24 protein-coding genes are annotated in these 20984 nt (G+C 62.0%); 12 read left to right on the top strand and 12 right to left on the bottom strand.

Annotated elements, in window-relative coordinates; all coding sequences use genetic code 11:
• The first annotated feature begins 102 nt into the window (after positions 1–102).
• Together ku (DMO26_RS11770) and ligD are read left to right on the top strand one after the other, a co-directional pair.
• Positions 103–996 carry a non-homologous end joining protein Ku gene (ku, locus tag DMO26_RS11770; protein WP_162894846.1) on the top strand — a complete coding sequence of 298 codons (894 nt, stop codon included), beginning with the start codon at positions 103–105 and terminating at the stop codon, positions 994–996.
• Positions 997–998: 2 nt separating this feature from the next.
• On the top strand, positions 999–3503 hold the full coding sequence (gene ligD, locus DMO26_RS11765) for a DNA ligase D (RefSeq protein WP_117192228.1): 2505 nt from the start codon (positions 999–1001) through the stop codon (positions 3501–3503).
• Positions 3504–3594: 91 nt separating this feature from the next.
• Here the strand turns inward: ligD and ku (DMO26_RS11760) are convergent, their stop codons facing one another.
• A complete protein-coding gene (gene ku, locus DMO26_RS11760) occupies positions 3595–4392 on the bottom strand; it encodes a non-homologous end joining protein Ku (RefSeq protein ID WP_117192227.1) in 798 nt (265 codons plus the stop codon).
• Between the two features lie 106 nt (positions 4393–4498).
• Here ku (DMO26_RS11760) and DMO26_RS11755 point away from each other — a divergent pair, with 106 nt between their 5' ends.
• Together DMO26_RS11755 and DMO26_RS11750 are read left to right on the top strand one after the other, a co-directional pair.
• A complete protein-coding gene (locus DMO26_RS11755) occupies positions 4499–4696 on the top strand; it encodes a hypothetical protein (protein ID WP_162894801.1) in 198 nt (65 codons plus the stop codon).
• Between the two features lie 200 nt (positions 4697–4896).
• Positions 4897–5076, top strand: coding sequence for a hypothetical protein (locus DMO26_RS11750; RefSeq protein WP_117192225.1), 180 nt, complete (start codon positions 4897–4899; stop codon positions 5074–5076).
• A gap of 24 nt (positions 5077–5100) precedes the next feature.
• Here the strand turns inward: DMO26_RS11750 and DMO26_RS11745 are convergent, their stop codons facing one another.
• A complete protein-coding gene (locus DMO26_RS11745) occupies positions 5101–5442 on the bottom strand; it encodes a hypothetical protein (protein WP_117192224.1) in 342 nt (113 codons plus the stop codon).
• A gap of 149 nt (positions 5443–5591) precedes the next feature.
• Here DMO26_RS11745 and DMO26_RS11740 point away from each other — a divergent pair, with 149 nt between their 5' ends.
• Positions 5592–6179 carry a cysteine hydrolase family protein gene (locus tag DMO26_RS11740; RefSeq protein ID WP_117192223.1) on the top strand — a complete coding sequence of 196 codons (588 nt, stop codon included), beginning with the start codon at positions 5592–5594 and terminating at the stop codon, positions 6177–6179.
• Between the two features lie 139 nt (positions 6180–6318).
• Positions 6319–6816 (top strand): YciE/YciF ferroxidase family protein, encoded by a 498-nt coding sequence (locus DMO26_RS11735; RefSeq protein ID WP_117192222.1) that lies wholly within the window; start codon positions 6319–6321, stop codon positions 6814–6816.
• Between the two features lie 164 nt (positions 6817–6980).
• Here DMO26_RS11735 and DMO26_RS11730 read toward each other — a convergent pair whose 3' ends face one another.
• Entirely contained in the window at positions 6981–7229 is a 249-nt protein-coding gene (locus DMO26_RS11730) for a hypothetical protein (RefSeq protein WP_117192221.1), read from the bottom strand.
• Between the two features lie 120 nt (positions 7230–7349).
• Here DMO26_RS11730 and DMO26_RS35070 point away from each other — a divergent pair, with 120 nt between their 5' ends.
• A complete protein-coding gene (locus tag DMO26_RS35070; protein ID WP_404947041.1) occupies positions 7350–7766 on the top strand; it encodes a DUF2934 domain-containing protein in 417 nt (138 codons plus the stop codon).
• 291 nt (positions 7767–8057) lie between these two features.
• On the top strand, positions 8058–9542 hold the full coding sequence (glgA, locus tag DMO26_RS11720; protein ID WP_162894844.1) for a glycogen synthase GlgA: 1485 nt from the start codon (positions 8058–8060) through the stop codon (positions 9540–9542).
• 73 nt (positions 9543–9615) lie between these two features.
• On the opposite strand, the gene glgX is transcribed toward glgA, so the two are convergent.
• The 3 genes from glgX to DMO26_RS11705 all read right to left on the bottom strand — a co-directional run bounded on the left by glgX (position 9616) and on the right by DMO26_RS11705 (position 12294).
• Positions 9616–11694, bottom strand: coding sequence for a glycogen debranching protein GlgX (glgX, locus tag DMO26_RS11715; protein ID WP_117192328.1), 2079 nt, complete (start codon positions 11692–11694; stop codon positions 9616–9618).
• A gap of 70 nt (positions 11695–11764) precedes the next feature.
• Positions 11765–12010: a hypothetical protein gene (locus tag DMO26_RS11710; protein ID WP_117192218.1), complete on the bottom strand. Its 246-nt coding sequence runs from the start codon at positions 12008–12010 to the stop codon at positions 11765–11767.
• Positions 12007–12294: a hypothetical protein gene (locus DMO26_RS11705; RefSeq protein ID WP_117192217.1), complete on the bottom strand. Its 288-nt coding sequence runs from the start codon at positions 12292–12294 to the stop codon at positions 12007–12009. Before DMO26_RS11705 ends, DMO26_RS11710 begins: the two co-directional genes overlap by 4 nt.
• A gap of 117 nt (positions 12295–12411) precedes the next feature.
• Between DMO26_RS11705 and DMO26_RS11700 the strand changes: the two genes are divergently transcribed.
• Together DMO26_RS11700 and DMO26_RS34805 are read left to right on the top strand one after the other, a co-directional pair.
• Positions 12412–12678 carry a hypothetical protein gene (locus DMO26_RS11700; protein ID WP_117192216.1) on the top strand — a complete coding sequence of 89 codons (267 nt, stop codon included), beginning with the start codon at positions 12412–12414 and terminating at the stop codon, positions 12676–12678.
• A gap of 72 nt (positions 12679–12750) precedes the next feature.
• The gene (locus tag DMO26_RS34805; RefSeq protein WP_264319359.1) at positions 12751–12873 is read left to right on the top strand and encodes a hypothetical protein; all 123 of its coding nucleotides are present in this window, start codon (positions 12751–12753) and stop codon (positions 12871–12873) included.
• A 61-nt stretch (positions 12874–12934) separates the two neighbouring features.
• On the opposite strand, the gene DMO26_RS11695 is transcribed toward DMO26_RS34805, so the two are convergent.
• The 5 genes from DMO26_RS11695 to coxB are packed head-to-tail and all read right to left on the bottom strand — an operon-like array spanning position 12935 to position 18597.
• Complete coding sequence (locus DMO26_RS11695; protein WP_117192215.1) at positions 12935–13999, bottom strand: c-type cytochrome; 1065 nt, start codon at positions 13997–13999, stop codon at positions 12935–12937.
• Positions 14000–14010: 11 nt separating this feature from the next.
• Positions 14011–14835: a cytochrome c oxidase assembly protein gene (locus tag DMO26_RS11690; protein WP_226951269.1), complete on the bottom strand. Its 825-nt coding sequence runs from the start codon at positions 14833–14835 to the stop codon at positions 14011–14013.
• Positions 14832–15215, bottom strand: coding sequence for a hypothetical protein (locus DMO26_RS11685; protein WP_117192214.1), 384 nt, complete (start codon positions 15213–15215; stop codon positions 14832–14834). The genes DMO26_RS11690 and DMO26_RS11685 overlap by 4 nt, the downstream gene beginning before the upstream one ends.
• Positions 15212–17725, bottom strand: a complete 2514-nt coding sequence (gene ctaD / locus DMO26_RS11680) for a cytochrome c oxidase subunit I (RefSeq protein WP_117192213.1) — start codon at positions 17723–17725, stop codon at positions 15212–15214. Before ctaD ends, DMO26_RS11685 begins: the two co-directional genes overlap by 4 nt.
• Positions 17722–18597 (bottom strand): cytochrome c oxidase subunit II, encoded by an 876-nt coding sequence (coxB, locus tag DMO26_RS11675; protein WP_264319358.1) that lies wholly within the window; start codon positions 18595–18597, stop codon positions 17722–17724. The genes ctaD and coxB overlap by 4 nt, the downstream gene beginning before the upstream one ends.
• A gap of 389 nt (positions 18598–18986) precedes the next feature.
• Between coxB and DMO26_RS11670 the strand changes: the two genes are divergently transcribed.
• Both DMO26_RS11670 and DMO26_RS11665 read left to right on the top strand, forming a co-directional pair.
• A complete protein-coding gene (locus tag DMO26_RS11670; protein ID WP_117192212.1) occupies positions 18987–19184 on the top strand; it encodes a hypothetical protein in 198 nt (65 codons plus the stop codon).
• A 116-nt stretch (positions 19185–19300) separates the two neighbouring features.
• Positions 19301–19861 carry a type 1 glutamine amidotransferase domain-containing protein gene (locus DMO26_RS11665; RefSeq protein WP_117192211.1) on the top strand — a complete coding sequence of 187 codons (561 nt, stop codon included), beginning with the start codon at positions 19301–19303 and terminating at the stop codon, positions 19859–19861.
• Positions 19862–19918: 57 nt separating this feature from the next.
• On the opposite strand, the gene DMO26_RS11660 is transcribed toward DMO26_RS11665, so the two are convergent.
• Entirely contained in the window at positions 19919–20965 is a 1047-nt protein-coding gene (locus tag DMO26_RS11660) for a DNA topoisomerase IB (RefSeq protein ID WP_117192210.1), read from the bottom strand.
• Positions 20966–20984 lie beyond the last annotated feature (19 nt).

The raw sequence follows: 20984 nt of genomic DNA, 5'->3' as shown, positions 1-20984 counted from the left end.
CACGCCTTGCGCATTTGGTTCCCGCAAGATGAACGGCCGTTCAGGTTCGTGACGGAACAAAGCCGCCCGATGGCCGGTTGATAGGGTTTTCACGGAGTTATGATCGTGACACCGCGCGCAAACTGGAAAGGCTTCCTGAAGATCGGAGAGCTGAACTGCCCCGTGGCCCTCTATACGGCGGCCTCCACGTCGGACCGCGTCAGCTTCCACATCATCAACCGCAAGACCGGCAACCGGGTTCACCGGGAAATGCTGGATGCCGACACCGGCAAGGTGGTCGAGGGCGACGACATCGTCAAGGGTTACGAGGTTGCCAGCGGGCAATACGTCGTCCTGGAGCCGGACGAGGTGAAGGCGGCCCTGCCGGAGAGCGACAAGACGCTGGAGCTCGAAACATTCATTCCCTGCGACGGGGTCGATACGATCTATCTCGACCGTCCGTATTACCTGGCGCCGGCCGACAGGGCGGCCGCCGACGTTTTCGACCTGATCCGCCGGAGCCTGAAGGAAAAGGATGTCGCGGCCCTCGCCCGCACCGTTCTTTTCCGGCGCCTCAGGACCCTGCTCATCCGCCCGAGCGACGAGGGGATGGTCGCCAGTACCCTGAACTACGACTACGAGGTGCGCCCGGCGAAGGAGATCTTTTCCGACATCAAGACCTTCAGGATCGAAGGCGAAATGCTCGATCTCGCCGAGCATATCATCGGCACGAAGAAGGGCACGTTCGATCCGACGGAGTTCGACGACCGCTACGAGGCGGCACTCGCCGAACTGATCAAGGCGAAGATCGAAGGCCGCAAGATCCGCAGGAAGCCGGCGCCGCAACCGCAGACGGTTTCGAGCCTCCTCGATGCCCTGCGTCAGAGCGCCGGAAGTTCGGCGTCCTCGAAGAAAACGGCGAAAAAAAAGACTGCTGGAACGAAGGCCCGAGCCGGGAAAACCGTATCGCGTAAGACCGCCGCCTCCGGAAAGGCGGCTCACAGAAAGGCCGGCTGATCATGGCGCTCGAAACCTATAACCAGAAGCGGAATTTCAAGGCCTCTCCCGAACCGCGCGGGAAGAAAGCCAAGGCGAGCGGCAACAGTTTCGTCATCCAGAAACATGACGCGACCCGCCTGCATTACGATTTCCGGCTGGAAATGGACGGCGTGCTGAAAAGCTGGGCCGTGACGCGCGGCCCGAGCCTGGTGCCCGGCGAAAAACGGCTGGCCGTGCATGTCGAGGACCATCCGCTCGATTACGGCGGTTTCGAAGGCACGATCCCCGAAGGCAATTACGGCGCCGGTGCCGTGCTTCTGTGGGACCGCGGCAGCTGGGAGCCGGTCGGCGATCCGCACAAGGCCTATAAGAAGGGGCATATGGAATTCGAGCTGAAGGGCGAGAAGCTGGAAGGCCGCTGGCACCTGATCCGCATGGGCCGGAAGCAAGGCGAGAAGCGCGAGAACTGGCTGCTGATCAAAGGCGAGGACGAGTTCGCCCGTGCCGAAGGCGACAGGGACATTCTGGACGAGCTGCCGCTTTCGGTGAAATCGGGCAGGACGCTCGACGCCATCTGGGGCCGCAAGCCGGCGGCGAAGAAACGAGCGGTGAAGGCCAGCGTCAAGACCGCACCGGAGCCTGAAAGGGCCGATATTCCGGTCTCGAAGATCAAGGGCGCAAGGAAGGCCGGACTTCCGGATTTCGTCGATCCGCAACTGGCGACGCTGGTGAAGAATGCGCCCTCCGGCAAGCGCTGGATCCATGAGATCAAGCTCGACGGCTATCGCCTGCTGGCCCGTATCGCCGACGGCAGGGTGACACTGCTCACCCGCACAGGCCTCGATTGGACGCACAAATTCGGCGATGAAATCATCGCGGAATTCGAAAAACTCGACGTCTCGGAGGCGATCATCGACGGCGAAGTCGCAGTCGAGGCCGGTTCCGGCGCGACGGATTTTTCGCTCCTGCAGGAGGACCTGAGCGAGGGCCGCGATGACCGGTTCACCTTTTATGCTTTCGATCTGCTCCATCTCGACGGTTATGACCTGACCGGGATGACGCTTCTCAAACGCAAAGAGACTTTGGAGAAGCTCCTGACCGGCATCGGCCCTGCCCTGCGCTACAGCGAACATTTCGGCGACGAGGGCGGGCTGGTGCTGAAACACGCCTGCCGCCTCAGCCTGGAAGGGATCATCTCCAAAGTCGCCGACGCCCCCTATCGATCCGGCCGCGGTCGTGATTGGGTAAAGTCGAAATGTTCCGCACGGCAGGAATTCGTGGTCGCCGGTTACGTCCCCTCCTCCGTCAATTCCAAGGCTATCGGTTCGCTGGTCATGGGCTATTACGAAAAGGGCAAGCTGCGGCATGCCGGGCGGGTCGGCACCGGGTATTCGAATGCGGTGGCGCAATCGCTCTTCAGGCGCCTCGACGATCTGCGAACCGACAAGAGCCCGTTTGACGAAAAGCTCGCCGGGGTGGAAAAGAAGGATGTGGTGTTCATCAAGCCCGAACTGGTGGCGGAAGTGGAGTTCCGCGGCTGGACGGCGGACGCCCATATCCGGCACGCCTCCTTCCGGGGCCTGCGGGAAGACAAGGACCCAAAGGATATCGTCCGGGAGGGCGTACCCGTGAATGCAGCCGAAGCGCCGAAGCCGCCGAAACGGACGGTCAATCTCACCCATCCCGACCGGGTCTACTGGCCGGATGCCGGCGTGACCAAGGCAGGCCTTGCCGACTATTACACCGAGGTCTGGCGGCTGATGGCGCCTTTCGTGGTCAACCGGCCGCTGGCGCTGATCCGCGGTCCGGACGGCATCAACGGTCAACTGTTCTTCCAGAAGCACGGCTGGAAAGGCATGACCAGGAACGCGGTCCTGGTCAAGGACCCGGCCGATCCCGCCGAAGAGGATATCACCATCCGCGATCTCGACGGACTGCTCGGCCTCGTGCAGGGCGGGACGCTGGAAATCCATCCCTGGGGATCGAACCTCGGCGACTGGGAAAAGCCGGACATGGTCAACATAGACCTCGATCCGGGCGAAGGCGTCTCCTGGACGGATATCATTGCCGCCGCGCACGAGGTGAAACGCCGTTTCGAGGAGATGGGCCTCGTCGCCTTCGTGAAGACCTCGGGCGGCAAGGGCCTGCATGTCGTCGCCCCGGTGAAGCCCAAGGCGGAATGGCCGGAGGTGAAGGCGGCGATGAAGGCGCTCGCCGACGGCATGGCCGGCGACGATCCGGACAGGTACGTCTCGACCATCACCAAGTCGAAACGCAAGGGCAAGATCCTGATCGATTATCTGAGGAACGGCCGCGGCAACACCGCCGTCGCCCCCTACTCCACCCGCGCCCGCCCCGGTGCCCCGGTCTCGATGCCGGTCGAATGGGACGAACTCGGCGGCGCGATCGGGCCGAATTACTTCACGGTGGGCAACGCCGTGGCGCGGATTGCCCAGCAGGAGAAGGACCCATGGGGGGATTTTCGCAAGGCGGAAAGGCCGATCGAATTCAAGGGGAAGAAGTAGGCGGCGCGCCTTGCTCCCATCTCCTCTTGCGGGCAGGGCTATCGTCCATATGCGATAGCCCTGTCGCATATGGACGATAAGCGAGCCTGCCTCACCGCCTACGCTCCGCTTCCAAACTCTTCTTCAGCGCCGCGGTGATATCGATCACGTTGCCGGCCCGTTCCGGCGCCTTCTCCTCCGCTTTCTTCACGGCCTTGCGGCCTTTCTTCCGCTTGGCGATGATCTCCAGGAGCCGGTCCTGGACCGGATCGTCGGCCATCGACGGTTTCCAGGCTTCGGTGCGCTCGTCGATGACTTTTTTCATCAGCTTGAGCTGGTCGGACTGCGGTTTCTCCTTGGGCCCGTCGGCGGCGTATTCCTCCGCATCGCGCACCTCGTCTCCGTAGCGCAGCGTCCAGACGACGATGCCCTTGTCCTTCGGCAGCAGGAGCACGGCCCGCTCGCGCCGGTACATGACGAGCCGTGCGATGCCGCCGGTCTTCGTCTGTGCCATCGCCTCCCGGATGACGGCAAAGGCCTCTGCGCTCACCTCGTCGTCGGGGGCGAGATAATGCGGCCGGTCGTACCAGATCCAGCCGATCGACCCTGCCGGCACGAAGGTTTCGATATCGATGGTGCGGGTGCTTTCCAGCCCGACATCGTCGATTTCCTCGTCCTCGAAAAGCACATAGTCGTCCTCGCCCTTGGGATATCCCTTGACCTGATCCTCGTCTTCCACGGGTTTTCCGGTCACGGCATCCACATATTGGCTGACGACGCGGTTATGGTTCTGTCGGTTGAGGTTGTGAAATCTCACCTTGGCGCCTTCCGAAACCGCCGGCGTCATAGTCACCCGGCAGGTCACCAGCGACAGCTTCAGATAACCCTTCCAAAAAACGCGCGGCGCCACGGCAGAACTCCCTCTTTCCCTGAATAACCCGCGCGAAGCGCGGCGGTTCCGGAACAAAGCCGCGCAGCAAACCGTTTTCGATCGGACAAGAACACCAAGGAGGGCCATGATGAGCAACACCCCGCATTCACCGCACAGGAATTTGGACAAAAAGGCCGAGCAGTCTGCGCGTGAGAAAGGCAGGGCGCAGGATCTGGAAGAACAGCTCGACGAGGGGCTGGAGGATACTTTCCCCGCCAGCGATCCCGTCTCGGCGACCGTGACGTCCATCCCGACCGGTACGCCCAAACCGCCAAAACACTAGTTTCAGCCTGTTGCCGAAAATCGATCGGGAACAAATGAGGCGGCTTCCTGGATAGGAAGTCGCCTATTCATTGTCCTCTGTGACTTTTTCGGGATACCCGAAGTGGACCATATTGCTGTAAGGAGACGGAATAGGTTTTTGGCAGGGCGGATAATGGCTTCGGCAAGGGTAGCCGAACATCGATTACGTCAGAGGTCGGGATGGCGAAAGACAGCACTCCGGTTGCGGAACAGGAAATCAGGTTTGGGCGGCGGGTCAACCGTCAGGTTTCCGTCCTGCTGAGCGAGATCGAGAAGGAAGACGTTCCCGACCGCCTGCTTGAACTGGCGCGCGAACTGCAGAAGGCTCTCAACGAAAAGGCCGACGGCACGGCTGGCTGACGGCAATCGGCCGACCGCCAATCTTCACAGCTGGGTCGAGATAATGTTGTCGACAGGCACCCGGCCGCCGATCACGCCTCGTGGTCCGTTTTGTGCGAACCGGCCGCTGTTGTCCTCGATCACCGTATAGAGTTTTTCGCTGCGGAAGGCGCTTGCCATTTCGGTGGAATTGCCTTCGGACGGCGCGGCGTCGATTTCCATGAAATCGAGTTCCGCCTGGCTGGCGACGAGACGGGCGTCGCCCGTGGTCTTCGCCCTCACGATTACTTCGCCATGCGCCTCGCCACGGGCTCGGGCGTTCTGCCAATTGGGGTCGTCCGCCCGCGCGATCGGCACCAGCCGATAGACCTTCAACCTGTCCTGCATGTCATTCTCCCTTAGAGCACGATGCTCCGGTCGAAGCGTCAACGCGATGACCGAGGCGACCGTTCCGTATTAGCGCGCCGGAACATTTCGATCGGCCCGCCAGTTCCTCCTCCGCCCTTGGAACGAAGGGGGAAGAAGCGGAGAAAAGCATGGAAGATCCCCGTCGTTGCCGGCACCTGTGCATCGACATGCAGCGCATGTTCGCGGAACTTACGCCCTGGCACATTCCCTGGATGCAGCGGGTCCGCGAGACCGTTGCGGTAATTGCCGGCCGTCATCCGGAAAAGACCGTCTTCACGCGCTTCGTGACGCCGAAGACACCGTCGGACGCCAACGGCAGCTGGCGGGGCTATTATGAGAAATGGTCGATGATGACGCGGAGCGAACTCGGCGATCCGATGGTGGATATCCTCCCTGAGTTGCGCGCGCTGGTGCCTCCGGCCACGGTCTTCGACAAGATGACCTATTCTCCCTGGCTCGACGGTCGTCTTCACCACTTCCTCCAGGCGCAAGGCGTCACCACGCTGGTCGTCAGCGGTGGCGAAACGGATGTCTGCGTCCTGGCGGCGGTGCTCGGCGCCGTGGATCTCGGTTATGCGATCATCGTCGTCAGCGACGCGATCTGCAGCACGTCCGACGAAACCCACGACGCCTCGCTTGCGCTGTTCGGCAGGCGTTTCTCCAACCAGCTTCGGCTGACGGATACCGAAGGCCTCCTGAACTGGTGGGAGGAATGAACCGGACGGGCAGACCGTGTCGGGGAATGGCGACCTCCGGCTGACGACAACCCGATGGGTCGGGAACCATAAACGCCCTTCGGTTGTTAATGCGGCGGGAGATCCCCGCCTCGATATTTCAAAAACCAAGGAGAGAGCAATGGCCACGAAGACCCTCGACGATCTTTTCCACGAGACCCTCAAGGACATCTATTACGCCGAGCGCCAGATCGTGAAGGCGTTGCCGAAGATGGCACGCGGCGCGCAGGATCAGAAGCTCAAGGCTGCTTTTGAAAAACACCGCGACGAGACCGAAGGCCAGATCGAACGTCTGAAGCAGGTCTTCGAGATCATCGGCAAGCGCGCCCAGGGCAAGACCTGCCCGGCAATCGACGGCATCATCGAGGAAGGCGAGGAAATTCTCGAAGAATTCAAGGGCAATCCGGCCCTCGACGCCGGCCTGCTGGCAGCCGCCCAGGCCGTCGAGCACTACGAGATCAGCCGCTACGGCACACTGCGCTCCTGGGCCCAGCAGCTCGGCCTGAAGGACGCGGTCACCCTCCTCGAACAGACGCTCGCCGAGGAAAGCAAGACCGACGAAAGCCTGACCGCGCTCGCAAAATCCGCCGTCAACGTCGCGGCCCAGAAGGCCGCCTGACGCCTCGTGCCGGAGGAGGCGCGGCCAAGCCCGCGCCTCTTTTCAAGCAAGGAAAATGCGCCCAACGGAAAAGCCCGGACTTCGACCGGGCTTCTTCTTGCATCACCTTGCATCATCTTCTTGCATCACCGGACGGTCTGTCCGACGTAATCGACCCGACAGGGTCAGGCTGAAAGCGAAACCCTCAAAACCGATCCCGGCAGGCCCTTGGCAAGCATCGACACGGGCAGCATCTCCCCGTTCGGCGCCTGGCGTCGGAAAACCTTGTCGCCGGATGCACCGATCCGGGCAAGATGTGCATGTGCGGCGTTCATGGCGAGGTCATAGGTGTGGTAATAAGACGCAGACTGAACTCCGTCGATTACATAGACCCAGCCGGTTGCGTGCGGAACGATATCGCAGTATTTTTCCATTGGATGTGTCTCCTTCCCGGCGGCGATAAACCTTCTGGACTGCAAAAAGTTCCGCATGGGAAGTCGTTTTTTTGAGTGGCCGCGTTCCCCCTTGGCCGTGTTGTGATTTTCGTTTTCTTCATGGAACTTTTCCGCGTGGCATCCGTTTGGACGACCGGGCGAATGGAGACAATAATGGCAGAATCCGAAGACGAGTGGATCAGAAAGCGTGCTTACGCTTTGTGGGAAGAGGAAGGTTATCCTGCCGGCAAAGATAGGGAGCATTGGGAAAGGGCGAAGCTCGAATACGCGACGCTCGGTCCGGTTCCTTCTTCAGGCGCTGCCAGGGGCAGGAAGACCTCAGCCGCGATAAAACCTCCGGGAACAGCGCCAAAGGCTGCGTCTTCATCGAAGGCACCGGCTGTAAAAACGCTGACTGCGAAAGCGCCGGCTAAGGCCGCATCATCAGCAAAGACGAATTCGAAGCCTCCGGCGGCGATGCCCGAATCCGTCGAGCCGGCCAAGCGACGCTCCAAGAAGGTTCCGGTCGGCGAGTAGAAGCCCCGGCACCATTGTATCAAAAACCGGTTTTATCAATCGCGGTGGCACGTCTTGCCGCGATGACGGATTTCTTTGCCTGGAAAAATAAAAAATGGCTTGCGTGTTTGATCTCCGCCTGAATCCGCGCCACCGTTGGAACGTTGCCCAAGGCCTGAACGTTCGGAAGGGTGCCAATGACCCGTGGCGGAGGAAGGCATGATGAACGCTTACGTCTCGATTGACGATGCCCAGCGCGGAACGCCGGATCGGGAAGTGGGGATAGGCCCCGAAAAGCGAGCCTTGCCGCAGATGAGGGTTCTGTCCGTAACTTCGGAAATCTTTCCGCTCGTGAAGACCGGCGGCCTTGCCGACGTCACCGGCTCCCTCCCCAAGGCGCTTGCCGCGCTGGGTATAGAAACGACGACGCTCATTCCCGGCTATCCCAAGGTGATGGAACAGCTCAAAAGCGCCACGCCGCTTGTCACGTTCGAGGACCTGCTGGGCGAAAAGGCCTCGCTGCTGCACACCCGCTTCGAAGGACTGAGCCTCTTCGTGCTCGATGCCCCGTCTCTTTACGACCGGCCGGGAGGTCCTTATGTCGATGAGCGTGGCGCCGACCATCCGGACAACTGGAAGAGGTTTGCCGCGCTGTCGCTGGCGGCCGCGGAGATCGCCGACGGCGTTCTACCCGGCTGGGTTCCCGAACTTGTCCATACCCACGACTGGCAATCGGCGCTGACCTCGGTCTACATGCGCGAACGGAACTGCATGACGCCCGTCGTGCTGACGATCCACAATCTCGCCTTCCAGGGCCAGTGTGGCGCCGAGCTGCTGGATCATCTCGGTCTTCCGCCGCATGCCTATTCCATGGACCGGCTGGAATATTTCGGAGACATCAGCTTTCTGAAGGGAGGGCTGCAGACGGCCGACGCGATCACCACCGTCAGCCCCACCTATGCCCGCGAAATCCTCACACCGCGTTTCGGCATGGGCATGGACGGCGTGCTGAACGCTCGCGTTTCGGTGCTCCGCGGCATCGTCAACGGCATCGACCTCGATATCTGGGATCCCTCCACCGACCCGCATCTGCCCCGCAACTACGACGTCGGCAGCCTGCGCCGCAAGCGCGAGAACCGGGCCGTCCTGCTGGAACTGTTCGGCCTCGACGCATCTCATGAAGGGCCGGTTTTTTCAGCCGTCAGCCGGCTGACCTGGCAGAAGGGTTTCGACATGTTCGCGGAAACGGCCGACGAGGTCGTCAACAACGGCGGCATGGTGATCGTCTTCGGCCAGGGCGACAAGGACATAGAGCAGGCGCTTCTGAACACCGCCTCCCGCTTTGCGGGCCGCATGGCGGTGCATGTCGGCTACGACGAACCGACGGCGCATCTCATTCATGGCGGCTCGGACGCGATCGTCCAGCCATCGCGCTTCGAGCCCTGCGGCCTCACCCAGCTTTATGCCCTGCGCTACGGCTGCGTGCCGGTCGTCTCGCGCACCGGCGGCCTGTCGGAGACGATCATCGACGCCAATGACGCGGCAATGTCGGCGCGGGTCGCGACCGGCTTCCAGTTCCACCCGGTGACGACGGACGGGCTGCGGCTGGCGCTGCGCCGCGCACTGCACGCCTACCAGGATCCCAAAATGTGGGCGCGGCTGCAGAACCAGGGTATGAAGGCGAAATTTTCCTGGGAGCGCAGCGCCCAGCAATATGCCGCTGTCTACGCAAACCTCGTGCGCAAGTCGGGACAGGTCGTCGCGCCGGCCGCCGATATCCGCCGGGCAGTGCTGTAACCCCTCTTCGATCTCGGACATCCACGAAAAAACCGGCCGTAACGGCCGGTTTTTTTGCAACGGGAAGACCACTTCACGGCCGCCTGAAAAGCACCAGGCTGCGGCCTTCGAGCTCGAAGTCCTTTTCCTTGGTAATCCGCAACCCGCGCTTTGCAAGATCGGACGTGGTCAGTTCCAGCACCCAGCCGCCCTCGCCGAATTGCGGGATGCGGAAAGGCACGGTGCCTTCGAAGGGATTGAAGAGCATCAGCACGTCATGCCAGATGCCTTCCTCTTCCCGCAGATCGGGGCGGCCGATATAGAGGCCGAGCGTCGAACCCTCATCCCATTGTTCGGGCGTCTGGAAGCCGCCGCCGGCGTTGAACCACTTGATGTCGAGCCCGTCGCGCCAGTTCTCCCGCCTCAAGAGCGGCTGTTCGCGGCGCAGCTTGATGATATGGCGGGTGAAAGCGCGCAATTCCTCGCAGGTCTCCGGCAGGTTCTCCCAATGGACCCAGGAAATGTCGCTGTCCTGGCAATAGCCGTTGTTGTTGCCCATCTGGCTGCGGCCGAACTCGTCGCCGGCAAGCAGCATCGGCGTGCCATGCGAAAAGAACAGCGTGGCGAGGAAATTGCGCTTCTGGCGGTCGCGCACCCCATTGATGCCCTCGTCCTCGGTCGGACCTTCAGCGCCATAGTTGTAGCTGCGGTTGTCGTTGTGACCGTCGTTGTTGTCCTCGCCGTTGGCCTCGTTGTGTTTCTCGTTATAGGAGACGAGGTCGTTCAGCGTGAAACCGTCATGGGCGGCAATGAAGTTGACGCTCGCCCAGGGGCGCCGGCCGCGCTGGTCGTAGAGGTCGCCGGAACCGAGCAGGCGGGCGGCGAAATCGGTCGAGACATTGGTGCCCTTCCAGTATTCGCGCACCGTATCGCGGTACTTGTCGTTCCATTCGGCCCAGCCGGGCGGGAATCCCCCGACCTGATAACCGCCGGGGCCGATATCCCAGGGCTCGCCGATCAGTTTCACCCTGGAGAGTACCGGGTCCTGCGTCATCGCGTCGAAGAAACCGCCGCGCTGGTCGAAACCCTGCGGTTCGCGGCCGAGAATGGTACCGAGATCGAAACGGAAACCATCGACATGCATGGACTCCACCCAGTAGCGCAGCGAGTCCATGATGAGCTGCAGCACGCGCGGATGGGAGGTATTGACCGTGTTGCCGGTGCCCGTGTCGTTGATATAGTAGCGGTGCTGGTCCGGCATCGTTCGGTAATAGGAAAAGTTGTCGATGCCCTTGAACGAAAGCGTCGGCCCGAGCTCGTTGCCCTCCGCCGTGTGGTTATAGACCACGTCGAGGATCACCTCGATGCCGGCGTCGTGGAAGGCTCGCACCATGTCCCGAAAACCCTGGATGCCGCGCGGGCCGTAATAGCGCGGAGCCGCCGCGAAGAAGCCAAGCGTGTTGTAGCCCCAGAAATTACGGAGACCCTTGTCGAGCAGGTGCTGGTCGTCGGGGAAATAATGGACGGGCATCAGCTCCACGGAGGTGATGCCGAGGCTCTTGATATAATCCACGGAGGCCTTGTGGCTCATGCCTTCGAACGTGCCGCGCAGCGTCTCCGGAATGGCCGGGTTGAGCTGGGTAAAACCTTTCACATGCGTCTCGTAGACGACCGCATGAGGCCAGGGGATATTCGGGCGGTTCTGGTCCTGCCAGTCGAATTCGTCTGGGTCGATTACCCGGCATTTCGGCAAGAAGGGACCGCTGTCCCGTTCGTCGAACGTGAGATCCTTGTCCGGATGCAGCAGGTCGTAGGCAAAATGCGCCTCGTTCCACTCGACGTCGCCGACCAGTTCGCGAGCGTAAGGATCGATCAGCAATTTGTTCGGATTGAACCGGTGGCCGTTTTCCGGATCGTAGGGGCCATGGACACGGAAGCCGTAAAGCGCCCCCGGCTTCAGGCCGGGGATATAGCCGTGCCAGATCTCGTGGGTATATTCCGGAAGCTCCAGCCGGGCGATTTCTATCTTCCCGCTTGGATCATAAAGGCAGAGTTCGACACGTTCCGCATGCGCGGAAAATATCGCGAAATTGACGCCCTCACCGTCAAAATTGGCTCCGAGCCGAAGCCAGGAGCCGGGTTCGATGACAAAATGGTTCGATTTTGTGTCCATGCCGCACCCGATTGAAAGATTCGCGGGATAATGGTGCGGCACAGCATTTCGTTCCCGGGAGCGGATGAAATTATGGTTTTCCGGTGGCTGCCGGCGGTGGGTTGTTGCCCGGCGCCGTATTCGTCGTGCCGGAGGGCGAGGTCGTCGGACTCTGTCCGCCCGTGCCGCTTTGCGGCGTCGGGCTGCGGTCGACTGGCGCCGTATTGCTGGGCTGGGGCGGCGGCGTGTTGTTGATGGGATCGCTCTGTTTTTCGCTGTCGTCACTGCAGCCGCTCAACAGCACGAGGGTCGAAAGGATCATGATCAAATGCTTCATGGCTTGTCTTCTCCGGTAAACCTGCCGACTGCGGCCTGCCGCCGATGGGCGTCGAGCGCGATGACTTTCTCGACCGCGGCGACATCTTCCGCCGCTGCCGCCGGAATGGGGTCGCTGGCGATCGCCTCCAGCACTTCAGGCGCAAGCGCGCCGTTGCGGATGGCATATTCCAGCGCCTCGCGTGTCTGTCGCTCGGCTTTCAGCTGGGCGTAGAGGGCAAGGATCAGCCGATCGCGTACATCGCGTTCCGGTCTGTCGCCGTCTGTTCTGGCAAACTCCGCCATGACTGCCTCCATCTCGTTGATGGAAGTTCAACTTTCGGTCGGGTGGATTGTTCCCTCCCCGAAACCGTCCCCTATCTCTTTAACCGGGGAGAACAGGCAAACAGCGGAGGAGATTCCATGTCGACGATGACACCGCATGAACTGGAGGGCAGGCTCAATGCCCATCGCGAACTGCTGATCGAGATGCTGGCGGCGATGATCGGCGGCGAAGTGACCATCACCTCCTTCCTGAGAAGACTCCGCGACGACGCCACATTCAAGGACAACGAGGAGGATCCGGGCCTCAACCCCGAAGGAGCCTTCGCGATCGAGAACTCCGCCGCGCGCGAGGTGCGTGCCATACTCGAAGCGGCCCGCGCCAGAGCCGAGGCCGACGGCCCGTAGACAGGACGTTAACCATGCTCGATCACATTTAAGGCAGGCCCGCCACGTTTATGGCCATTTCGTGGAACTAGTATGTGGCTCCTGCGTTCATTCACGACCGAAGCGATGGAGGCGACGATGGTCAGAGAATGGGTGGAAGCGGCAGGCTTCGTGCTGGTGATCGCGGCCTGTTACATGATGGTCATCCCCGTCTAGACACAGGGCTTGGTTTCGGGCTCCTGGGGAGGAGGCGTGGCCTTGATCACGATTTGACGGGTCAGGGTCCGCCGTTCTCGCGGCTGGCAAAAAAGGCCGCGAGAACGGCAAAATCATCCTCCTTCAGGTTTTTCGCCGCCTCGGTCATCAGATGGCTGAACGAGGAACCGCCTCTGACCCCTGCATGGAAGAGGCGAAGCTGGCGCTCCAGATAAGGAGCGCTCTGACCCGAGATGCGCGGATAGGCGGGATTGCCGCCGGGCTTTTCGTGGCAACTGAGGCAGGCGGGAATTTTGTCTGCCGCTCTTCCCTTTTCCGCGATCTCGCGGCCTTTTTCCGTAAGCTGTGCATCCGCCGGCAGGGCCGGCCTCTGCGGCCGCGCCTGTTTGGCATAGTAGGCTGCAAGTTCCGGCAAACTCTCTTCCGGCAGCGTTCCGACAGCGACCTGCATGATGCCGCTCGCCCGCTCGCCATGGGCATAGGCCCGCAGGCTATTCAGCAGATAGGCCTCCGACTGGCCCGCGAGCCGCGGGATGACGCTCGCGGCCTCGAGCCGCCTTTCCGAATGACAGCTCTCGCAGGTGATCGGCAGCGGCGAGACCTCGCCGGCCTTGCCGATGCCGTGCAGGCCGGAGGCCCGCAGATAGGCATCGCTGTCCATGTCCGGCAGCTTGCGCAGGAAGGCGACCATGTCCCACACCTCGTCGTCGCGCATCTGCGCCGGCCAGGCGGGCATGCCGGTGAAACGGACGCCGTGCTTGACGATCTCGAAGAGCTGCGCGTCGCTCCAGGTCGGCACGACGGTCTTCAGGTCCGGCGGTGGCGGCAGCATGGCGAGTACGGCGGCCGAACGCGCCTGCGACGGCGAACCGTGACAGATGGCGCAGCCTGTCTCGAAATGGCCGGCGGCGGGCGGCACCAGCGCCGGATTGTCGAGCGGCGGAGCATCCACGGAAAGCGCGGCGGTGCGCACCGAATTCCCCATCACCCAATGCAGGAACCAGTCGGTCGCCGCCCAGTGGCCGGTGCTCGCCCTGACGCTCATCAGCCCCGACCAGGCGAAGCCGAAGCCGAGGAGCGGCGCCACGATCACCAAAATGGCCAGATATTTCCAGCGGATCGTCATCGCCCTTCCTCCTATCGGTCCGGAACCGGTGCATTCAGCATGCGGGCAAGAAGCCCCACGCCGCCGGCGAGATAAACGATCGCGCCGACGAAAAGCATCACTACGCCGCCGACCTGTTGATCCGCCAGGGCGGAGAGGGGCACGCCAAGGCAGCTCACCTCCCCTTCACCGTAAAGCGGGCGCGGCGAAAGGGAAAGCAGCGCGCCGATCAGCGTCATGTGCATGGAGGTGAAGATCAGGCCGAACGTACCGGCCAGCCGCCGCTCCTTGCGGCCGGATGCGGCCCCGCCGAGGCAGGAGAGCCAGAGGGTGAGGCCGGCGCCGAGGAAAATGGCCTGCTCCAGGACGGCGATGATCGGGGATGTTTCTGACAGGGCTCGGAGCGCGGGGATATGCCAGGTCCAGACGGCGAAGAGTTCGATGACAGAAGCGGTGATGGGGGTGAGCCAGGTCCGGCCGTCGGTGAAATCGAAACGGGTTCCGGAAAGGCCAATCGCTATCAACGGAGCAGCGCCGGCGACGACGCCCATGTGGACGATCATATGGACGGAGAAGGATGTTCGGTCGGCCAAGGGGAGAAGGCCTAGCCAGAGGGCGAAAAGCACGATCAAGCCGATAATCAGAACAGCTTGCCTCGGCGTCGGAGATCGAGGCGGAGCAGCATGCGCCCTTCCTTTCTCCCCTTGCGGGGGAGATGTCAGCGGAGGCGACAGAGGGGGGTGGTTCAGCGAGTCCGACGATAGAGTGTATGGAACCACCCTCCTCTGCCTGCCGGCATCTCCTCCGCAAGGGAGGAGAATGGATGATGGCCCCGCCTCCTGTCCATCTTCCTTCATGGCTGGCACTCCGCGATGAAGATCAGCGGGATTGCAGCATAGGCGACGGCGGCAAAGCTGAGGCCGGAGAGCAGCAACGTCGCAAAGCCCTGAAAATACCGCCGGTCCTCACGCGTGGGTTCGTCATGCGGGGGATCTCCGGAACCGAAGCCCCATTGCCGCCAGGCGAGAAAGGCGGAAAGCACGATCATCGCCAGCGCCAGTAAAGTCACGACGACAAGCACGACGCGAACGTCGTCGAAGGTGAACGAGGCCGGCAGACGCTTGGCGCAGAACACCGCCACCGTCGCGTAGCAGACGACGAAATGCAGCGCCCAGACGGTCGGCGCCGTGAACAGCGTCCAGAGCGTTTCGACTTCCTTCGGGATGAAGCTCTTCATGACGCCACCAAGGGAAAGAGGCCGATCACGGCGAAGGTGACGACGGCGGTGACGCCCATGAAATGCCAGTAGAGCGCGACATTGCGGATATCCTGGTCGTATTCGGCGGTCATGAGGCCTGCAAGGCTCCGCGCCAGGCAATAGGCCTGCATGATCGCTCCGACAGCGCCGTGGGCGACGGTCCAGATCGCCACGATCCAGACGATCGCCGGATAGACATGCGAAGTGGGATCCATGCCGTACATATAAGGGCCGGCAAGACCCGCCAGCGACGCGGCGACGGTGGCGAGGAAAGCAGCCACCAGCGCGACACGAGCGCCGAGCGGCCACCGCTCGTTCAATTCACGGGTCAGCAGCGTGAGGCCCCAGGCGATGACGAAGAGCACCAGCGCCACCATCGGCCAGAAGACGCCCGGCCCGGCGGCAACGGCGAAATCGTCGTGGATCGTCCAATAGAAGAAATAACCGAAGATCAGGCTTGCGAAGGCTGTGCCGTCGCCGACCATGGTGATGAACATCGCCCACCAGCCGACCGAGGCCGGGCCGGAGACATAGATCGGCAGTTTCAGGCCGAGCCCGACATCCGTTTCCGGCGCTTCGGGGATCGGTGCGGTGCCGGTCCAGAGCCAGATGATGATGGCGGCGAAGGTGATGACGGCGCAGATAACCGTCGTGATCCACCAGTGGAAGGTGAGCGCGATGAACACGCCGCCGAGCGCCGTGGCCGCGATGATCGTCACATGGGAAACGCCGCCGACCCGCAGACACTGGATCGGCTCGGCGTCCAGCACGGAGGTGACAAGTGTCTCACGCTTGCCAGATCTGGCGTCGGGCAGATAATAGCGCCCGGCCTCGATATCCGCCTGCAGGTCCGGCTGGTCCCAAAGCGGATAGCGGCTGGTGATGATCGGCACCGAGCGCATGCCCCAGCTTTCGGAAGGGTCGTTGGTCCATTCCAGCGTGCCCGAGTTCCACGGGTTGAGATTGCGTTCCTTGGGTTCCGGTTTCGGCCGAAGAATGTCGACGACGAAGGTCGCGATACCGGCGGCGAAGACGAAAGCGCCGATGGTCGAGACGAGGTTGAACCAATCCCAGCCGATATTTTCCGGATAGGTGAAGACGCGCCGCGGCATCCCGCGCAGGCCGGAAAAATGCATGGGAAAGAAGGCGATGTTGAAACCGGCAAACATCAGCCAGAAGGCGACCTTGCCCCATGCATCGCTGAGCTTCTTTCCCGTCACGAAGGGAAAATAATAATAGATGCCGGCGACGACCGGAAAGAGCATGCCGCCGATCAGCACGTAATGCAGGTGGGCGACGACGAAATAGGTGTCATGCGCCTGCCAGTCGAACGGCACCAGCGCCACCATGACACCCGTCAGCCCGCCGATCACGAAGATGATCAGCCCGCCGGTGCCGAATAGCATCGGCACGGAAAAGATCACCCGACCTGCCAGCATGGTGGCGATGAAGACGAAGATCTGCACGCCGGTCGGGATCGCCACTGCCTCCGATGCCGCCGAAAAGAAGGCGAGCGAGATCTGCGGCAGTCCGGTGGTGAACATGTGGTGGACCCAGAGCCCGAAGCTGAGGAACCCGGTGCCGACGGCGGCGAGCACGATCCACGAATATCCGACAATCGGCCGCTGCGAGAAGGTCGGCACGATCATCGCCATCAGCGCGATTGCGGGTAAGAAGATGATGTAGACTTCCGGATGGCCGAAAATCCAGAAAAGATGCTGCCAGAGGAGCGGATCGCCGCCGCGCCTCACATCGAAGAACGGCCAGTCGAACATCCGCTCCATCTCGAAGAGGATGTCGCCGGCGATCAGCGGCGGGAAGGCGAAGAGGATCATGCCGGCGACGATCAGCAGATACCAGGCGAACATCGGCATCAGGTTGATGCGCATGCCGGGTGCCCGGCATTTCATGATGCCGACGATGATCTCGACGGCGGCGGCGATCGACGCCACCTCGATGAAGGACAAGCCCAGAAGCCAGATATCCGCGCCGATGCCGGAATATTGCTTGTCGGTAGCAAGCGGCGGATACATGAACCACCCGGCATTCGGCGCCGCGTTGAAGAAGATCGAGCCGCAGACGAAAATGCCGCCGATGAGAAAGCTCCAGAAGCCGAAGGCGGAAAGCCGCGGGAACGGCAGTTCACGGGCACCGAGCATGGAGGGCAAAAGGAAGATCGCCACCGCCTCGAAGATCGGCACGGCGAACAGGAACATCATCACCGTGCCGTGCAGCGTGAAGGCCTGGTTGAAGAGTTCGGCGGAGATGAAGTCGTTTTCCGGTACCGCGAGCTGCACGCGCATCAAAAGCCCGAGCAGACCGGCGAACAGCATGAATACAAACGCGGTGACGCCGTACCAGAGGCCGATCTCGCTGTTGTTGACCGAGGTCCAGTAGCGGATGCCTTTCGGCGTCTGCCACACCTTGCGGAGCCGTTCCTCCTGCGCTGCCCTTTCTTCCGGCGAAAAATTGCCGAGCTCCACTGTCATTTGAGCCCTTTCAGGTAGGCGGCGATACGATCGGTTTCCGCTTCTGGCAGCATAGAAAAATGGGGCATGAGCACTTTCGGCTTGATCCGGTCGGGATCGCGGATGAACCGGGCGATATGTTCTTCAAGGTTGGGCAGCGTACCGGCTGCAACCGAACCGCGTTCGCCGAAGGCGGTGAGATCAGGGCCGATCCTGCCCTGCGCCTCGGTGCCTGAGATGGCATGACAGGCAGAACAGCCGTGTTTCAGAAAAAGCGCCAGCCCTTCCGCGTCCTGCGCTCCGGACGATGCCCGACGCGCCGTCATCCACGTCTCGAAGGCCGGTTTCTCCACGGCATGCACGGTAAACGCCATGAGCGCATGCGACGCGCCGCAGAACTCGGCGCAGACGCCGCGATAGGTACCGGGCTTTTCGGCGAGCAGCGTCAGCCGGTTTTCACGGCCGGGAATCATGTCCATCTTGCCGCCGAGCACGGGAATCCAGAAGGAATGGATGACATCGGGCGTTTTCAGGGAAAAGACGACGCGCTCGCCGATCGGAAGGCGCACCTCGTTGGCGGTCTCGAAGGCGACATTTCCACCCTCCTCCAGATAGCGTACCCGCCACCAGAACTGTTCGCCGGTCACCTCGATTCGCATACGGCCCTCCTCTCCCTGGAACCAGGGCCGCACATTCGGCATCAGCCAGACGGTATAGGAAAGCAGCGCGGCGAGCACGACGGTCGGAAAAATCGCCCCGCCCCACAGAATGAGTTGGCCCGCACCCTTCTCCGAATGGCCCCGTTTCTGGCGGGCGGCATAAAAGAGCAGGCCGGCGACGCCGGCCCAGATCACGACCGCCCCGGCGAGCATGGCGAGGAACAGCGCCGCCACATCCGCCGCTTCGCGGCCGGCCGGATCAAGCGTCGACTGGACGCCCGAACAGGCGATAAGAAACGGACAGGAAAGAAGGCTTGAAATGAATGGACGGATGAAACGCCGGCATCTGCTCTGGAAGGCCGGAGGGCCGCAATTTTTTTCTGATCGGATTGGCCGGCAGGCGCCGGTCAAGCGGTCATTATTCATTCGGCCCGACCCGTTGGTTGCCGCAGCCGCAGGCCGCGAGAACATTCGGCGCCAAACGCCCTACCCAGGGTTTTGTTCCAAAAGGCGCATAACTTTGTGTAACGGAAGGAGAAAAACTTGGAACGAATCCGGAGGCGACGGGTTTGCCCCTGTGTGAGAGGGCAGGATGCCCTCGTTTCGCGACGGGAGATTTCATCATGCGACACTTTTTCAAGATGCTGAGAAACAGGCTGATCGGCACGAACCAGAAAAAGACCTTTGCCGTGGCCCATCCGGAAGAGCTGCAGGTCGTCGTGCCTGAAGCAGTGGTTCTGCCGCTGCCCAAGTCGCCCCGTGAGGAAATCAGCGTGCCGGCCTCGATCAACGGCCGGGACCTTTCTACCGGCCGCCTCTGACGTACGGCCCCGAAGTCACAGTGAGACGATTCAAGGCATTGAAGTGCCGCGCGTCCACCCGGACTCACGGCACTTCCCGGGCCGGAGCAAGAAACTGAAGAGCGAAGGAGACAAGCATGACCGCAATCGAGTCCGCCACCATTCTGATCCTCGCGACGGACGGTTACGAGCGCTCGGAGCTGCGCGTTCCACTTGAGGAGCTCAAAAAGCGCGGTGCAAACGTGAAGATCGCATCCATCAAAGCCGGCGAAATCAAGAGCTGGGACGAAAAGAACTGGGGCGATACCGTTCCGGTCGATATCGAGGCCAGGAACGTCAAGGCCGAAGAATTCGATGCGCTCGTACTGCCGGGCGGTCAGATCAACCCCGATCTGCTGCGCGTCAACGAGGATGCGGTGAAAGTGGTGCGCGACTTCGTCAAAAGCGGCAAGCCGGTGGCAGCGATCTGCCATGGCCCCTGGCTTCTCGTCGAGGCCGATGCGTTGCGGGGCCGCAAGGCCACGTCCTATCCTTCGATCCGCAGCGATGTCCGCAATGCGGGCGCCTCGTGGAAAGACGAAGCAGTCGTCGTCGACAACGGCATCATCACCTCGCGCTCTCCCAAGGACTTGAAGCAGTTTGTCGATAAGATCGTGGAGGAAGTGAAGGAAGGGCGCCATAACCGCCGGGCGGCCTGATTTCGGAGGCCCGGCTCCGGCCGCCCGCTGCTCCTCGCGGGCGGCTGTCGCGAGAGTTCAGGCGACCTCCCGCAGAAATGCCAGCAGGCGCCGTTCGTCGGCGCGCAATCCTTTCGAGCCGTTCACCATCGGCCGTTCCGCCATCACCTTCTCCAGCAGCGATATGTCTTGCGAAAGCGAGAGAATGGCGGGATGGATATAGCTCGACCGGCAGACGGCCGGCGTGTTGTGCAAGGCTTCCGCCGCCGCTTTCGCCATCGTCCGGATCCTGGGACGGCCGCCTCCCGCCTTCACGTGATGCCAGGCTGCCATAAAGGCCGCCAGACTGCCGCCCCAGGTGCGGAAAGTCTTGGCCGATACCGGAAATCCGGCCGCCTTGGCGAGATAAGCGTTCAGACGTCCCGAATCGACCGGGCGCGGTACGCCTTGCTCGTCCGGCCAGGAAAACAGCTGCCGCCCCGGCAGGTCGGCGATCTCTTCAAGAATGTGCTGCAGGCGCGGATGCTTCAACGTATGCCGTACCCGCTTGCCGCCCTTGGCTGTGAAGCGCAGCATGATCGCGTCGCCGGACAGCATCATGTGACGCTTGAGCAGCGTCGTCGCCCCATAGGTCCTGTTTTCCCGCGCATAGGCCCGATTGCCGACGCGCAGGTGCGTCGCATCCATCAGCGACACGAGGGCGGCGATCACTGCATCGGATTTGTCGAGCCCGGCGGCCAAATCCCGTCTCGCCTTGTTGCGAATGCGCGGCAGTGCCTCGCCAAACCGCAGCAACTGATCGAACTTGCGCTCACTGCGGAAATTCTGCCAGTCCGCGTGGTAGCGATACTGCTTGCGGCCGCGGGAATCATAGCCTGTCGCCTGCAGATGGCCGCGCGGATCGAGGCAGATCCAGACATTTTCGTAGGCCGGCGGCAGACCGAGCGCCGCGATCCTGCGCCTTTCCTCCTCATCGGCAAGGAGCTTTCCATCTGGCAGGCGATAGCAGAAACCCTTGCCGCGACGCAGGCGCCGGATGCCGGGCTCCGTATCGGAAACGTAGGTGAGGCCGATGATTTCAAGGGAATTTTGATCGACATCGATCGGGCTAATCAGTGCGTCCATGGGCGCTTTAACGGCGGGA

The sequence above is a fragment of the Rhizobium terrae genome, from assembly GCF_003425685.1.
GTDB lineage: Bacteria > Pseudomonadota > Alphaproteobacteria > Rhizobiales > Rhizobiaceae > Neorhizobium > Neorhizobium terrae.
The sequence above is the reverse complement of the archived record's forward strand: the minus strand, read 5'-3'. Positions and strand labels throughout refer to the sequence as shown.

Bases quoted from the DNA above. Each gene is read 5' to 3' on its own strand.
- ligD (WP_117192228.1), top strand. From the start codon at position 999: ATGGCGCTCGAAACCTATAACCAGAAGCGGAATTTCAAGGCCTCTCCC.
- DMO26_RS11755 (WP_162894801.1), top strand. From the start codon at position 4,499: ATGATGAGCAACACCCCGCATTCACCGCACAGGAATTTGGACAAAAAG.
- DMO26_RS11750 (WP_117192225.1), top strand. From the start codon at position 4,897: ATGGCGAAAGACAGCACTCCGGTTGCGGAACAGGAAATCAGGTTTGGG.
- DMO26_RS11745 (WP_117192224.1), bottom strand. From the start codon at position 5,442: ATGCAGGACAGGTTGAAGGTCTATCGGCTGGTGCCGATCGCGCGGGCG.
- DMO26_RS11740 (WP_117192223.1), top strand. From the start codon at position 5,592: ATGGAAGATCCCCGTCGTTGCCGGCACCTGTGCATCGACATGCAGCGC.
- DMO26_RS11735 (WP_117192222.1), top strand. From the start codon at position 6,319: ATGGCCACGAAGACCCTCGACGATCTTTTCCACGAGACCCTCAAGGAC.
- DMO26_RS11730 (WP_117192221.1), bottom strand. From the start codon at position 7,229: ATGGAAAAATACTGCGATATCGTTCCGCACGCAACCGGCTGGGTCTAT.
- DMO26_RS35070 (WP_404947041.1), top strand. From the start codon at position 7,350: ATGGAACTTTTCCGCGTGGCATCCGTTTGGACGACCGGGCGAATGGAG.
- glgA (WP_162894844.1), top strand. From the start codon at position 8,058: ATGAGGGTTCTGTCCGTAACTTCGGAAATCTTTCCGCTCGTGAAGACC.
- glgX (WP_117192328.1), bottom strand. From the start codon at position 11,694: ATGGACACAAAATCGAACCATTTTGTCATCGAACCCGGCTCCTGGCTT.
- DMO26_RS11710 (WP_117192218.1), bottom strand. From the start codon at position 12,010: ATGAAGCATTTGATCATGATCCTTTCGACCCTCGTGCTGTTGAGCGGC.
- DMO26_RS11705 (WP_117192217.1), bottom strand. From the start codon at position 12,294: ATGGCGGAGTTTGCCAGAACAGACGGCGACAGACCGGAACGCGATGTA.
- DMO26_RS11700 (WP_117192216.1), top strand. From the start codon at position 12,412: ATGTCGACGATGACACCGCATGAACTGGAGGGCAGGCTCAATGCCCAT.
- DMO26_RS34805 (WP_264319359.1), top strand. From the start codon at position 12,751: ATGTGGCTCCTGCGTTCATTCACGACCGAAGCGATGGAGGCGACGATG.
- DMO26_RS11695 (WP_117192215.1), bottom strand. From the start codon at position 13,999: ATGACGATCCGCTGGAAATATCTGGCCATTTTGGTGATCGTGGCGCCG.
- DMO26_RS11690 (WP_226951269.1), bottom strand. From the start codon at position 14,835: ATGAAGGAAGATGGACAGGAGGCGGGGCCATCATCCATTCTCCTCCCT.
- DMO26_RS11685 (WP_117192214.1), bottom strand. From the start codon at position 15,215: ATGAAGAGCTTCATCCCGAAGGAAGTCGAAACGCTCTGGACGCTGTTC.
- ctaD (WP_117192213.1), bottom strand. From the start codon at position 17,725: ATGACAGTGGAGCTCGGCAATTTTTCGCCGGAAGAAAGGGCAGCGCAG.
- DMO26_RS11670 (WP_117192212.1), top strand. From the start codon at position 18,987: ATGCGACACTTTTTCAAGATGCTGAGAAACAGGCTGATCGGCACGAAC.
- DMO26_RS11665 (WP_117192211.1), top strand. From the start codon at position 19,301: ATGACCGCAATCGAGTCCGCCACCATTCTGATCCTCGCGACGGACGGT.
- DMO26_RS11660 (WP_117192210.1), bottom strand. From the start codon at position 20,965: ATGGACGCACTGATTAGCCCGATCGATGTCGATCAAAATTCCCTTGAA.